General features: G+C 62.9%; 13 protein-coding genes. 7 read left to right on the top strand and 6 right to left on the bottom strand.

What is annotated here, in order from left to right; genetic code table 11:
• The first annotated feature begins 9 nt into the window (after window positions 1–9).
• The 3 genes from tpiA (at window position 10) to IEY62_RS12380 (ending at window position 1,683) form a co-directional block, all read left to right on the top strand.
• Window positions 10–825, top strand: a complete 816-nt coding sequence (tpiA, locus tag IEY62_RS12390) for a triose-phosphate isomerase (protein WP_189018148.1) — start codon at window positions 10–12, stop codon at window positions 823–825.
• 36 nt (window positions 826–861) lie between these two features.
• Window positions 862–1,119 carry a preprotein translocase subunit SecG gene (gene secG, locus IEY62_RS12385; RefSeq protein ID WP_018777559.1) on the top strand — a complete coding sequence of 86 codons (258 nt, stop codon included), beginning with the start codon at window positions 862–864 and terminating at the stop codon, window positions 1,117–1,119.
• 168 nt (window positions 1,120–1,287) lie between these two features.
• Window positions 1,288–1,683 carry an RNA polymerase-binding protein RbpA gene (locus tag IEY62_RS12380; RefSeq protein ID WP_189018332.1) on the top strand — a complete coding sequence of 132 codons (396 nt, stop codon included), beginning with the start codon at window positions 1,288–1,290 and terminating at the stop codon, window positions 1,681–1,683.
• Here the strand turns inward: IEY62_RS12380 and pgl are convergent.
• The 6 genes from pgl to tkt are packed head-to-tail and all read right to left on the bottom strand — an operon-like array spanning window position 1,636 to window position 9,868.
• Entirely contained in the window at window positions 1,636–2,454 is an 819-nt protein-coding gene (gene pgl, locus IEY62_RS12375; protein ID WP_189018145.1) for a 6-phosphogluconolactonase, read from the bottom strand. The genes IEY62_RS12380 and pgl overlap by 48 nt on opposite strands.
• Complete coding sequence (locus tag IEY62_RS12370) at window positions 2,444–3,385, bottom strand: glucose-6-phosphate dehydrogenase assembly protein OpcA (protein ID WP_090821326.1); 942 nt, start codon at window positions 3,383–3,385, stop codon at window positions 2,444–2,446. Before IEY62_RS12370 ends, pgl begins: the two co-directional genes overlap by 11 nt.
• Window positions 3,382–4,938, bottom strand: a complete 1,557-nt coding sequence (gene zwf / locus IEY62_RS12365; protein WP_189018142.1) for a glucose-6-phosphate dehydrogenase — start codon at window positions 4,936–4,938, stop codon at window positions 3,382–3,384. The genes IEY62_RS12370 and zwf overlap by 4 nt, the downstream gene beginning before the upstream one ends.
• A 15-nt stretch (window positions 4,939–4,953) precedes the next feature.
• Window positions 4,954–6,585 carry a glucose-6-phosphate isomerase gene (locus IEY62_RS12360; protein ID WP_189018139.1) on the bottom strand — a complete coding sequence of 544 codons (1,632 nt, stop codon included), beginning with the start codon at window positions 6,583–6,585 and terminating at the stop codon, window positions 4,954–4,956.
• 6 nt (window positions 6,586–6,591) lie between these two features.
• Window positions 6,592–7,710: a transaldolase gene (gene tal / locus IEY62_RS12355; RefSeq protein ID WP_189018135.1), complete on the bottom strand. Its 1,119-nt coding sequence runs from the start codon at window positions 7,708–7,710 to the stop codon at window positions 6,592–6,594.
• A gap of 31 nt (window positions 7,711–7,741) precedes the next feature.
• Window positions 7,742–9,868: a transketolase gene (gene tkt / locus IEY62_RS12350; protein ID WP_229785245.1), complete on the bottom strand. Its 2,127-nt coding sequence runs from the start codon at window positions 9,866–9,868 to the stop codon at window positions 7,742–7,744.
• Between the two features lie 429 nt (window positions 9,869–10,297).
• On the opposite strand from tkt, the gene IEY62_RS12345 reads away from it, so the two are divergent.
• The 4 genes from IEY62_RS12345 (at window position 10,298) to IEY62_RS12330 (ending at window position 14,002) form a co-directional block, all read left to right on the top strand.
• A complete protein-coding gene (locus tag IEY62_RS12345; protein WP_189018132.1) occupies window positions 10,298–11,260 on the top strand; it encodes a heme o synthase in 963 nt (320 codons plus the stop codon).
• Between the two features lie 312 nt (window positions 11,261–11,572).
• Window positions 11,573–11,953, top strand: a complete 381-nt coding sequence (locus IEY62_RS12340) for a peptidase inhibitor family I36 protein (protein ID WP_189018129.1) — start codon at window positions 11,573–11,575, stop codon at window positions 11,951–11,953.
• 2 nt (window positions 11,954–11,955) lie between these two features.
• The gene (locus IEY62_RS12335; protein ID WP_189018126.1) at window positions 11,956–12,849 is read left to right on the top strand and encodes a hypothetical protein; all 894 of its coding nucleotides are present in this window, start codon (window positions 11,956–11,958) and stop codon (window positions 12,847–12,849) included.
• Window positions 12,836–14,002 carry a peptidoglycan-binding domain-containing protein gene (locus IEY62_RS12330; protein WP_189018123.1) on the top strand — a complete coding sequence of 389 codons (1,167 nt, stop codon included), beginning with the start codon at window positions 12,836–12,838 and terminating at the stop codon, window positions 14,000–14,002. The genes IEY62_RS12335 and IEY62_RS12330 overlap by 14 nt, the downstream gene beginning before the upstream one ends.
• Window positions 14,003–14,006 lie beyond the last annotated feature (4 nt).

The raw sequence follows: 14,006 nt of genomic DNA, 5'->3' as shown, positions 1-14,006 counted from the left end.
GGAGTACATGTGACTACCTCCGCCAACGGAAACTTTGTCCGTAAGCCCTTCATCGCCGGTAACTGGAAGATGAACATGGACCACGTGCAGGGCATCACCTTGCTGCAGAAGCTCGCGTGGACCCTCTCCGACGCCAAGCACGACTACAACCGTGTTGAGGTCGCCGTGTTCCCTCCGTTCACCGATCTGCGTGGCGTCCAGACGCTTGTCCAGGGCGACGAACTCGACGTCGTCTACGGCGGCCAGGATCTTTCGCAGTTCGACTCGGGAGCCTACACGGGTGACATCTCGGGCCAGTTCCTGAACAAACTGGGATGCTCCTATGTCCTGGTTGGCCACAGCGAGCGTCGGACCATCCACAACGAATCGGATGAGGTTCTCAACGCCAAGGTCAAGGCTGCCTTCCGCCACGAGGTCACTCCCGTCCTCTGCGTGGGTGAAGGGCTGGAAATCCGCCAGGCAGGCACCCACGTCGAGCACACTCTTGCGCAGCTGCGGGCCGGTGTTGATGGCCTCACCGCCGAGCAAGCAGCGGAACTTGTCGTGGCGTACGAACCCGTCTGGGCCATTGGAACCGGTGAGGTCGCCGGCCCCGAGGATGCCCAGGAAATGTGCGCCGCCATCCGTGCAGAACTCGCAGTGCTTTTCGATGACGCTGTCGCAGCCAAGACCCGCCTGCTCTACGGGGGCTCCGTCAAGGCCAACAACGCCGCCGCCATTATGGCTGAAAGCGATGTTGATGGTCTGCTTGTGGGTGGCGCCAGCCTGGACCCTGCAGAATTTGCTAACATTGTCAGGTTCGAGAGCCACCTCGTCACGGACTAGTCCGGCTCCCGTTTTCCGCTTCTTCGAAAGGCCGTCGTGGACGTTCTTCAAGTCATCCTGCAGATCCTGCTGGCTATCACCAGCCTTCTGCTGACGCTGCTCATTCTCCTGCACAAGGGACGTGGTGGCGGTTTGTCCGACATGTTCGGTGGCGGAATGAGCTCGGGGTTGAGCTCCTCAGGCGTTGCCGAGCGCAACCTGAACCGCTTCACCATCATTCTTGGTGTCACCTGGGGCGTCGTCATCATCGGGTTGGGGCTCATCATGCGCTTCACTTCGGGTGGCGACTCCTAGCAGCCACCGGATGGGGAGGTTCCTTTACGGGAGCCTCCCTGTTTTTTTGTCCGGATCGGCACCCGACTACCAGTGCCGCCGTCGGGCCCCTCGCATTAGACTGGCCCTGTTGGCTGCAAAGCCTCCAGGGCCGTGACGGCCGACCACCGAGTCGCTAGGGGTTCGAAAATGGTTCATGGCACGCCAGGTTATCGAGGCACCAGAGTGGGTGTTGCCCAGGGATCTGAACCCAGAAATCACAGTGGCCACGGCCAGGGCGAGCAACTGCCGCGTATTCGGGTTCCCTACTGGTGCGCCAAGGGACACGAAACGCGGCTTGTTTTTCTTAAGCTTCCCGACGAGCAGATTCCCAAAACCTGGGATTGCCCCAAATGCGGAATGCCTGCGTCACGGGATCCTGAACGTCCTGCCGCTCCACGTCCTGAAGACGAACTCTTCAAATCCCATCTGGATTACGTTAAAGAAAGACGCTCCAGCCAGGACGCTGAAGTTGTCCTGGCCGGAGCGTTGGAAAGGCTACGCGCCCGCGGGATCCTTTCGGACCAGCTGCTGGGGGACACGTGAGGCCGCGTTCTCATCGATGAGCCAGAGAGTCCTGGCTCGTCCTGCCGGGCCTGCTGCAGGGACCTGCACCGGATTGGCACCGGCCAAAGCCAGGCCCACAGCGCCGGCCTTGTCCTCGCCCGCCACCACCATCCAGATTTCCTGGGCGGTATTGATCGCCGGCAGCGTCAAAGAAATACGCGACGGCGGGGGCTTGGGCGAGTTTTCGACGCCAACCACTGTGCGGCTCTTCTCGCGGATACCCGCCTGCTCCGGAAAGAGGGAGGCGATGTGCGCATCCGGGCCTACGCCAAGGAGCAGGACATCGAAGCGCGGGAGCTTTCCAGGCTGTTCGGGCCTGTCATCCGACATGTCCGCGGCGTGTTCAGCCTCCGCAGCCGCCTTGAGTTCGTCTTCGTAGGCGGCCGCAGCTTCGTCCGCCGACGCGAACTGATCTGCCGAACCCGGTTCGTGGACCCTGGCCGGGTCCACCTGCAGGTGGGACAACAGGGCCTGGTGGGCCTGACGGGTGTTCCTGTCGTCGCTGTCAGCGGCAACGAACCTTTCGTCTCCCCACCAGAAATTAACCCGCGACCAGTCCACGGCCGGAGCTGCGGCGGAGTCGGCAACGGCCTTCAGCGTACCGATCCCCACTGTGCCGCCGGTGAGGACCACCGTGGCCTCGCCGTGCTTGTCCTGGACATCCACTAGCTTGGTGATGAGTCGGGCCGCGATCGCGGCCATCAACACCTTGGAGTCTGGGTGGATGCTTACTCTTGGCTCAGCGTGCACTGGTTTGGACTCTCCTCTGGCTGGTAAGTGGCAGTCCCATCGTAATCACTTCTCCGAAGACTTCGTCCGGGTCGAGCCTGCGGAGTTCCTCAGCGAGGCAGTCTTTGAGGCTTCGCCGGGGGAGGGTGATGCGTTGCGCCGGCTGTCCTGGTTGGGTCAGCTCAGCCACGGACAGGCCGGGGCGGAAGAGCTGGACGTCGCCGCTGGCGCGGGTGAGTCGAACCCGGCGGATGCCGGTGCCTGCCGGGTCTGCCACGATCGTGACGGGGGCCTGCAGGGCCAGGCTCAGCCATGCGGCCAGAAGCAGTGTGCTGGGGGAGTCCGAGGCGCCCTCCACGGCTACGGCGGAGACAGGGTCACCGTCCACTTGGTCGAAGACGGCCGCGAGCTGCATGCGCCAGTTGGTCAGGCGTGTCCATGCGAGGTCGGTATCGCCTGCCTTGTACGTAGCCCGGATGTTTTCCAGCGCGCGGCGGGGATCGGGTTCGTTGGCGGAGTCGGTGATGCGGCGGTGCGCGATCCGGCCGATCGAGGTCTCGCAAGCGCTCTCCGGGGCTCCATGCGGCCACCAGGCGACGATCGGAGCGTCCGGCAGCAGCAGGGCCGCGACCAGGGACTCGCTTTCGTGGGCCATGTGCCCGTGGCCGCGCAGGACGATGACCTCCGAGGCGCCGGCGTCTCCACCCACGCGGATCTGCGCGTCGAGGCGGTCGGGGCCTTCAACACCGGCGTCGGCGAGGACAATGATCCGGCAGGGGTGTTCCCGGCTGGCTTCATTGGCCGCTTCGATGGCTTCTTCTTCCTGCCCGGACTTGGTCACGACCACCAACGTCAGGACCCGGCCCAAGGCAATGACGCCGCCTTGTTCGCGCAGGGACATGATCTTCTTGGAGATCTTGGAGGTGGTGGTATCGGGAAGATCTACGATCATGGCCTTCTCCAGGTTCGTCCGTCGCGGGCCAGCAGGGCATCGGCCGAGGCCGGTCCCCAGCTGCCGGGTGCATATGGTTGCGGTTGTTCATCAAGACCGGCCCAGTAGTCCTCGAACGGGTCCAGGATCTTCCAGGACAGTTCCACTTCCTGGTGCCGGGGGAAGAGCGGCGGCTCGCCCAGGAGCACATCGAGGATGAGGCGTTCGTAGGCTTCGGGGCTGGACTCGGTGAAGGAGTGCCCGTAGCCGAAGTCCATGGTCACATCCCGGACTTCCATCTGCGTCCCTGGCACCTTGGACCCGAAGCGGATCGTGGCACCCTCGTCGGGTTGGACCCGGATGACTACTGCGTTCTGGCCGAAGTCGTCCTCACCATGATCACGGAACAACAGGTTCGGGGCACGCTTGAAGACCACCGCGATTTCGGTGACGCGCCGGCCAAGGCGCTTACCGGCGCGCAGGTAGAACGGAACCCCGTTCCACCGGCGGGTGTTGATATCCACCCGGATCGCCGCGTAGGTCTCGGTCTTCGAATCGGCAGGGATACCGTCCTCGTCCAGGTAACCAAGGACTTTCTCACCGCCTTGCCAGCCGCCGGTGAACTGGCCGCGGGCCGAATGCGTTGAAAGGTCATCGGGCAACTTCACGGCCGCGAGGACCTTTTCCTTCTCAGCACGCAGATCATCAGCATTGAACGAGATCGGCTCTTCCATCGCCGTCAAGGCCAGCAGCTGCAGCAAGTGGTTCTGGATGACGTCCCGGGCTGCACCAACACCGTCGTAATAGCCCGCCCGGCCCCCGGTGCCGATGTCCTCGGCCATGGTGATCTGGACGTGGTCCACGTAGTTCGCGTTCCAGAGCGGCTCGAACAACTGGTTCGCGAAACGAAGCGCCAGGATGTTCTGCACCGTCTCCTTGCCCAGGTAGTGATCAATCCTGAACACGGCATCAGGCGGGAACACGGACTCCACAATGTCGTTGAGCTGACGCGCTGACTCAAGATCATGTCCGAACGGCTTCTCGATCACCACACGGCGCCAATGCCCAGGCTTGGCCTGCGCCAAACCATGCTTGGAAAGCTGACGACAGACCTGCTCGAACGCCTTCGGCGGGATGGACAAGTAGAACCCGTGATTACCGCGGGTGCCACGGGTCTCATCGAGCTCGTCGAGGACATCACCCAAACGCTCGAAAGCGTCGTCGTCGTCGAACTCACCCTGGACAAACCGGATACCGGAAGCAAGCTGCTCCCAAACCCCTTCGTCGAACTTCGTCCGGGCATGGGCCTTGACGTTTTCCTTGACCTCCGCCGCGAAGTCCGCGTTATCCCAGTCGCGCCGCCCGAACCCCACCAACGCGAAACTCGGCGGCAACAAACCGCGGTTGGCAAGGTCATAGACCGCGGGCATGAGTTTCTTACGGGCAAGATCACCGGTGACTCCGAAGAACACCAACGACGACGGCCCGGCAATGCGGTTCAGGCGACGATCCCGCGGATCCCGCAAAGGGTTCCGCAGGCCGCCGTTCTTCCTGCCGTTTTCAGTTTCTGGCATGTTTGTCTTTGTGCCTTAGCTTTCGAGTGAGCTGGCCTGGCCGGCCAGCGCAGCGACGACTTCCTGAAGCTGAGCTACGCCGGCAGCGCGCTCGGTGAGGTGCAGGCGCAGCACGGGGCGGCCGTGGCCTTCCAGGACCTGGGCGTCACCGGATGCCTGGGCAGCGATGAGCTGGCCGAAGGTAAACGGGCGCTCAGGGATCTCCAGATCGGTGGACGAGGCCGCCGTGACCTGCAGGAATACACCGATCGCCGGTCCGCCCTTGTGGAACTGGCCGGTGGAGTGCAGGAACCGCGGTCCCCAGCCGAAGGTCACCGGACGGCCCGAAACGGCTGCGAGTTCATCCCGGATACCCTCAAGCGGAGCATACGAGATGCGGTCGAGGTAGGCCTGGACGCTGAGGTAGCCGTCCTCGCCAAGCTGAGCCAGCAGCGCCTGCACAGCCTCGGCCACCGAAACGGCAGAGCCGAGCCATTCGCCGCCGCGTACTTCCACGGCACCGTCGGTAAAGGCCGCAGGTGTGGGTTCCGGGCGGGCGTCCAGCAAGCCGCGAGCAGCGACCTTCGCGGCTTCGACGTCGGGCTGGTCGAACGGGTTGATCCCCAGCAGGCGTCCAGCCACGGAGGTGGCAAATTCCCAGACGAACATCTGGGACGCCAGCCCACCGGCGATCGCCACCTCGTTTTCACGAAGTTCGACGTCGGCATCGGCACCTACCAGACGGACCACCAGGACGTCCTCGGCGCCACCGAGGGCCTCGGGGGAGTCGGGACCGGCAACGACAGGCAGGACACCCGTGCCGAGCTTGCCCGTGGACTCAGCAATGAGCTGCTCAGCCCAGTCGGCGAAGCCCACAATGCCCGAGCCGTCCTCGGCGATGACGATCTTGTTGCGCAAGGGGGAAGTACCACCCAGGGCAATGCCAAGGGCAAGACCGATGTTGTCGGTCGAATCCTCGTTCAGGATCTCAGCTGCTTCTTCCGCTTCGTCCAGGAACGCCTGGATGTCCACGCCGGCCAGGCCGCAGGGGACCAGGCCGAAAGCGGTCAGGGCCGAGAAACGGCCACCGACGTTGGGGTCCGCGTTGAAAACGGCGCGGTAACCGGCCTCACGGGAAGCCTTGTCCAACGGCGAGCCGGGGTCGGTGACAATAATGATGCGGCTCTTTGCGTCGATACCGGCGTCGTTGAACGCCTTCTCGAAGACCCGGCGCTGCGAGTCGGTCTCCACAGTGGAACCGGACTTGGATGAAACCACGATGGCAGTTTCAGCCAAACGGTCCGCCAGCGCAGCACTGACTTGTTCAGGGTCAGTGCTGTCCAGCACAGTCAGCTCGACACCGGCGGTACCGGCAATGACCTCGGGAGCCAGCGAGGACCCACCCATGCCACAAAGGACAATGCGCGAGACGCCTTCGCCGCGAAGGGCATCACGAAGTTCCAGGATGTCCCCAACCAAAGACTGGGAAACCGTTGCGGCTTCTACCCAGCCAAGCCGGATGGCTGCCTCGGACTCCGCATCGGGACCCCACAGCGTGTGGTCCTTGGCGAAAATCCGGGAAGCGATCCTGTCCTCGACCAGACCGTCAATATGCTTGGCGATGGCCTGCTGCGCGGCACCGCTGGCGTCGTAACTGAGTGTGCTCATGGTCGCTTAGGAGGCCTTCCGTGCGGTGGCGAGTGCGCCTTCGACGTCGGCGAGGAGTTCCTTCCAGGAGCCCACGAACTTCTCAAGGCCTTCGGTCTCGAGGAGGGTCACGACGTCGTTGTAGGAGACACCAAGGGCTTCGAGCGCGTTGAGGGTCTCATTCGCTTCGTCGTACGTTCCGGTGATGGTGTCGCCGGTGACCACGCCGTGGTCGAAAGCAGCGTCAAGCGTCTTCTCCGGCATCGTGTTCACTACGCCTGCTGCAACGAGTTCGGTGACGTAGAGGGTGTCCGGGTAAGCGGGGTCCTTCACGCCTGTGGAGGCCCACAGGGGACGCTGGGGGAGTGCGCCGGCCTCGGCCAGCACTGCCCAGCGTTCGGTGGAGAAGAGCTCTTCGTAGACCTGGTAGGCGAGGCGTGCGTTGGCAACGCCTGCCTTGCCCTTCAATGCCTTGGCTTCATCGGTGCCGATGGCGTCAAGGCGCTTGTCGATTTCAGAGTCGACGCGGGAGACGAAGAATGACGCCACGGAGTGGATCTTGGAGAGGTCGTGGCCGTTTTCCTTGGCCTGCTCAAGGCCGGACTGGAAGGCGTTGATGACGGCGCGGTAGCGCTCCAGGGAGAAGATCAGCGTGACGTTGACGCTGATGCCCTCGGCCAAGGTTGCCGTGATGGCTTCGAGGCCTTCCAGGGTTGCCGGGATCTTGATGTGGACGTTGTCTTTGTTGACCTTGGCGTAGAGGTGCTTGGCCTCGGCGATGGTGCCCTCGGTGTCCCAGGCAAGGCGGGGGTCCACCTCGATGGAGACACGGCCGTCCACACCGTTGGTGGCGGCGGCAATCGGTGCGAAGAGATCGCAGGCGTCGGCGACGTCCGTGGTGGTGATTTCGAAGATGGTCTCTTCGACGCTGGCGCCGGCTTCAGCCTTGGCCGCGATGGTTGCGTCATAGTCCGTGCCGGCGGTGATGGCGGCGTGGAAGATGGACGGGTTGGTGGTGACACCAACCACATTCTTTTCGTCGATGAGCTTCTGCAGGGTTCCTGTTTCCAGGCGGGTGCGGGAGAGGTCGTCGAGCCAGATCGAAACGCCGGCGTCGGAAAGCTGCTGCGTGGGAGTTGTAGACATGTGGTTTCTCCTGTTGTGATGTATCAGGCTGTTACGCGTTGGCGTCTGCGAGGGAGTCCTTGGCTGCGGCGGCGACTGCTTCGGCGGTAATGCCGAATTCGTTGAAGAGCCGCTTGTAGTCAGCCGAGGCGCCGAAGTGCTCCAGGGAGATCGAACGGCCGGCGTCGCCGACGAATTCGCGCCATCCGAGGGCGAGGCCGGCTTCGACGGAAACGCGGGCCTTCACGGCGGCAGGCAGCACGGATTCGCGGTAAGCCTCGTCCTGCTTGTTGAACCATTCAACACAAGGCATGGACACGACGCGTGCTGCGATGCCTTCTGCCTGGAGGGCTTCGCGTGCCTGGACTGCAAGCTGGACTTCCGAGCCGGTGCCGATCAGGATGACCTGCGCGTCAACAGTTTCGCCGTCCTTGGAGGCTTCGGCCAGGACGTAACCGCCCTTGGCAACGCCTGCGGTGGAACCGAAGGTGTCGCCCTTCGCTTCACCTTCGCCACGGGCATAGGTGGGGATGTTCTGGCGGGTCAGGACGATGCCGGCAGGGTTCTCGTGGTTCTCCAGCATGACCTTCCATGCAGCGGAGACCTCGTTGGCGTCGCCCGGGCGGACGACGTCCAGGCCCGGGATGGCGCGCAGCGAGGCGAGCTGCTCCACCGGCTGGTGGGTAGGTCCGTCTTCGCCCAGGCCGATGGAGTCGTGCGTCCAGACGTAGAGGGACGGGACGCCCATCAGTGCGCCGAGGCGGATGGCCGGACGCTGGTAGTCGCTGAAGATCAGGAACGTGCCGGAGAACGCGCGGGTACGGCCGTGCAGGGAAATGCCGTTGACGATCGAGGCGGCAGCGTGCTCACGGATACCGAAGTGCAGCACACGTCCGTACGGGTTGCCCTTCCAGGCATCCGTGGAGCGCGAGGTCGGGATGAACGACGGCGAGCCTTCGATGGTGGTGTTGTTCGACTCTGCGAGGTCAGCCGAACCGCCCCAGAGCTCAGGAAGGACCGGCCCGATGGCGTTGAGGACCTTGCCCGATGCCGCACGGGTGGAAACGTCCTTGCCGGCTTCGAAGACAGGAAGCGCAGCGTCAAGCTCGGCCGGCAACTTCTTCGCTTCGACGCGCTCCAGCAGGGCAGCGGCATCCGGGTTGGCGGACTGCCATGCCTCAAACGATGCCTGCCAGGCGGCGCGCGACTCGGCACCGCGGTCAAGGACCTTGCGGGCGTGGGCCAGGACTTCTTCATCAACGTCGAACGACTTGGCCGGGTCGAAACCGAGCACGGACTTCAGTGCAGCTACTTCTTCGGCGCCCAGGGCAGAGCCGTGGATCTTGCCCGTGTTCTGCTTCTTCGGGGCCGGGTAGCCAATGATGGTGCGCAGCGAGATGATCGACGGCTTGTTTGTCTCGGCCTTGGCAGCAAGAAGTGCCGAGTAGAGTTCCTGCACGTCTTCGACGTATTCGCCGGTCTTGGTCCAGTCGACGCGCTGGGTGTGCCAGCCGTAGGCCTCGTAGCGCTTCAGGACGTCTTCGGTGAAGGCGATGTCGGTGTCGTCTTCGATGGAGATGTGGTTCTCGTCGTAGACCACAACGAGGTTGCCCAGTTCCTGGTGGCCGGCCAGCGAGGACGCCTCGGAGGTGACACCTTCCTGGAGGTCGCCGTCGGAAGCGATAACCCAGATCGTGTGGTCGAACGGCGACTCGCCGGCGGGAGCATCGGCGTCGAACAATCCACGCTGGCGACGCTGCGAGTATGCAAAACCGACGGCGGAGGCCAGTCCCTGGCCCAGCGGGCCGGTGGTGATTTCCACACCGGCGGTGTGCTTGTACTCCGGGTGGCCCGGCGTCAGGGAACCCCAGGTGCGCAGAGCTTCAAGGTCCTTCAGCTCCAGGCCGTACCCGGACAGGAACAACTGGATGTAAAGGGTCAGCGACGTGTGACCGGGAGACAGCACGAAGCGGTCGCGGCCCAGCCAGTCCGGGTTCTTCGGATCGTGACGCATCAGCTTCTGGAACAGCAGGTATGCTGCCGGAGCCAAGCTCATTGCCGTACCAGGGTGGCCATTTCCGACCTTCTCCACGGCATCAGCAGCCAACACGCGAACGGTGTCAACAGCCTTCTTGTCCAGATCGGTCCATGACAGTTCTTGCTCTTCCAAATGTGGCACGAAAACCGAGCCCCTCTCTGTGCTGACGGCAGGCGTACGGACACGGCGCGCAGGAAGCACAGGATGGCGCCCGCTGCAATGTGTCTACCAGCCGTTCACCATTGAAACGTTGATCTCTCATCCAGACCCACGGATCTTCCGAGAATACGGTTTCCCGGAAGATCAACGTGTGCTGTTCTGCTCAACAGCTTAGCCCCAAACGTGTCACGGAACTCAGGGAATCCCACTAACTGGACAGAAATTCCCTTATATGAATCACGATTGCCCCCGGCAGCAGTGAAGTTTCGGAAACATTGACGAATTTTGCGGGCATCGGGCCACTTCCGGCCACGGTATGATATTTGGAGGCCACCAGCGGTTCATGCGCCCGTGTTTGCTTTCGAAAGCCGGGACGTCATCCGCTGCGAGAACCCCAGAGCATAGAACAGAGTGACTGCCGCCGTGAGCACAACTGATACGCCCGTCAACGCTTCCCCGGCCCGGGGAAGCATCGGAACTTCACGTAAATTAAAGGCGTATCTGGCTCTGACCAAACCCCGTGTCATCGAGCTGCTCCTGGTCAGCACGCTGCCCACCATGATTTTCGCGCAGCGCGGGTTCCCGTCCATCGGCTTGATCCTGGCCACCCTTGTGGGCGGCGCCTTCGCTGCCGGCAGTGCCGGCGTCTTCAACTGCTACATTGACCGCGACATCGACAAACTGATGCACCGCACAGAGAAGCGGCCCCTGGTTACAGGCGAAGTGACACCGCGCGAAGCACTGGTCTTCGCATGGGTCCTGGGCGCAGCATCCATCGCAATTCTTTGGTTTGGCGCCAACCCGCTCTCCGCATGGCTTGGCCTCGGCGCCATCGTGTTCTACGTGGTCATCTACACGATGATCCTCAAGCGCCGCACTGTTCAGAACATCGTGTGGGGCGGTGCCGCCGGCTGCTTCCCCGTACTCATTGCATGGGCGGCGGTCACCAACACCGTTGAGTGGCCCGCGATCGTGCTCTTCATGGTGATCTTCCTGTGGACACCGCCGCACTACTGGCCGCTGTCCATGCGTTACGGCGAGGATTACCGCAACGCCAACGTGCCCATGCTGGGCGCCATCGCCGGTGCCAAGGTCGTTTCGGTGCAGGTTGTCCTGTACGCCTGGGCCATGGTTGCCTGCTCGTTGCTGATGGTCCCCGTCGGCCGTGCTGGCTGGGTCTACACCGTCATCGCGGTAGCGGCCGGGGCATGGTTCCTCTACGAAAGCCACGCCCTCTACAAGCGTGCACAGGGCGGCGACGTCTCCAACAAGGGCGCCATGAAGGTTTTCCACGGCTCCATCAGCTACCTGACGCTCCTCTTCATCGCCCTGGCCGTGGATCCCTTCATCGGTTCACCGATCATCGGCGGCTGACTCCAGCGTTCTTAATCGCAGCCAGCATCCGACGACGTCGGCACTCACCAAAGTGCCGGCGTCGTTCCGTTAACGGAACGCCCACTCACATCCCTACCGCTTGTGGAATCGCCCGCTCACGACCCAACGAAAGTCAGCCGGAGCTGAGCACCTAGATGGCGTGCTCCACCACCTATTTTGGCGATCGGACCACTCAAATTTGATGAAAGCGCCACCTAGATGAGCCCTTTTTGAGTCTAGGTGGTGCTTTGGGGACCTACCGTGCGTGGAGGAACAACGTTGTTCCGATCCAACTCGGGCATTGGGGAAATCATGAAAGCGGTACTTCGCACGGCGGGTGTTTTGGCAGTAGCGTCAGCCTCGGTCCTGACAGGAGTGAGCGCAGCCCAAGCCGCACCGGCATGCTCAACGGCCAGGGTGTGCTTCTACGACGATTATTGGTTTACGGGAACCCCGCGCACCTTCAACTGGGTGACCTCGTATGTTGGCGATCCCGCAAATGACAGGGCGAGTTCCATCGTGGTTGGCCCGGCCGCGGACCCTGCCTCCCCTTACGTATACTTCTACAACGATCTCAACTACGGCGGATACAGGCTTATCTATCGGGGAGGCAACGCGAACAACGACCTCCGGTCCGAGACCATGTACTCCGGCCGCAACTGGGATGATGAGATTTCCAGCGTTTGGGGCTAGCAATGCGGACCCCGAAGCGGCGTCCAGCCAGCGCCCTGTTCCTCGCGGTGATAATCGCGGTCATCGCAGTTGCGTGCAGTGGTCCCAAGGCCGCGCCACCGCCGCCACCGACTGAAACTCTTCCCGTGGTTGACCGCAGCGTCGCTGTCGGCGTCAAGGCCTCCCTGAACGAGACCACCGGCGAGGTAATACTGCCTATGGACAAATACTGGTACACGGACAAGGAAAACGTTTTGGTGAACTCGGCAGTTGCCTATCTCATCGAGGATTGCGTGCGTGCGTCCGGCCACATCATGGTTGGCTGGGGCGGTGACGGCAGAGCCCTCCAGGACTTTAGCTACGGACAGTGGTCGCGGCCCTTGGCTGCACGGAACGGCAATGTCCCCGAGACGCGCGTGATCCAAGGCATCCGCGAGAAGAAGGTCACCGAAGTCAGTCCTGCCGATGAGCAAATGTATGAGAAATGCTCAAGCTCCGTTGGTCGAGCTGGATTTCCGGAGCTCCTTGCCGGGCTTGCCGGTGACGCGGGCCTCTCGAACCGCATGGTGCAGACTGCTGCAGCGCTTACGGAACGCGATCCCGAGTATCTGGGCTACCGTGAGGCCTGGGAATCCTGCATTGCCACCAAAGGCCTGAAGCTTGCCGCGGAAAACTCCTGGACTGTCAAAACCTCAGATTCCAAGGAGGACGAGATCCGGACAGTTCTACTGGACCTCGGGTGCAAGGACTCAAGCGGCGGGGCACAAACCCCGTATGACATATTCGCCCAGTACGAGGCCGCGCAAATGAAAGACCATCAGGCCGAACTCAATGAAGTGGCCGACCAGAAGGCTGCATCTGTCGAACGGGCCAAACAAGTCTTGAGGGATCACGGCGTGGCTGATGCGAGGCTCTGACACCGGGCCAAAGGCTGAAGCCCAGCTCAATTCCGCCATGAGGCGCGTTCAGCGGTGGTGGCTCGTCCCGTTGGTATTGGTCCTTGTCCTTGCCGGGCTGGGCGCCGCGTACTGGGCCGGCATATCGTCAGCGGCGGGGGCCGAAACACCCCAGGCCACCCAACAGACGGTGCCAGTCTCCGCGGCAGTGGAAAGGCGCGCGGTCGCAAAGCAAGTCATCCTGTCCGGCAAGGTAGTAGCCGGGGCGCAGTCGGCCATCAAGGCGACCCCCGGCGTCGGGATTGCCCGCCTGGTGGTCACCTCGAGCGCCAAATCGGCCGGCGATGAGCTCGTCCCGGGGCAGCTCGTGGCCGTGGTCTCCGGCCGCCCCCTTCTCATCCTTCCCTCCGGCGTTCCGCTCTACAGAGACATTTCCCCGGGACAGTCCGGGCCTGACATCAAAGGCCTTCAGGAGGCACTGAACGCCTTTGGCTTTCCTGTGGCCGCCACGGGAACTTTCGACGCCGGAACACAAGAGGGGCTCTCCAGCTGGTATCGGGCTGCCGGTTCGAAAGCGCCCACAACAGCGGCCGACGGCAACGGGGGCGAGGCCCCCTCCACAGCAGGTGTCATGTTCCGCTGGCAGGAGTTTGTTCAGATTCCCGGTGATGCTGGCAAGATCGCATCCATCGCTCAACCGGGAACCGTCCTCGGGGAGGACGGCGTTGTCGCCAGCGTCACCATCGCCCCTGACACCATCGTTGCGCGCGCCGATGTTCTCCAAGCCGAGTCGTTTCCCGTGGGAGCCCCTGTTACGGTCCACGCCGGTTCGGCAGTGCTCGATACGAAAGTATCCGGGATCAGTGCTTTCATCCCAGGGGCACCTGACAGCAGCGACATCCCGGGCAAGGACATCACCTTGCCGCTCGCTCCCGGGACTGCGGGACTTGGGGCCGGTCAAACTGTGACCGTCACTGCGACGACCGAAGCACCGACTTCCCTGGCCGTCCCGCTGATCGCCATCCGTCAGGAGTCAGGCACTGCGTTCGTTGACGTGGAAACCGGTTCCGATTTCAGACGTGTTGCCGTCACCGTCACAGGCCAAGCCGATGGGTGGGCCGCCATCGCAGACGTTAGCGAAGTTGCCGTCGGCGATCATGTCCGGCTGCCATGATCGG

The organism is Paenarthrobacter histidinolovorans, assembly GCF_014647595.1.
GTDB classification, from domain to species: Bacteria; Actinomycetota; Actinomycetes; order Actinomycetales; family Micrococcaceae; genus Arthrobacter; species Arthrobacter histidinolovorans.
Note: the sequence above shows the minus strand (reverse complement) of the source record. Positions and strands in the feature narration are given on the sequence as shown.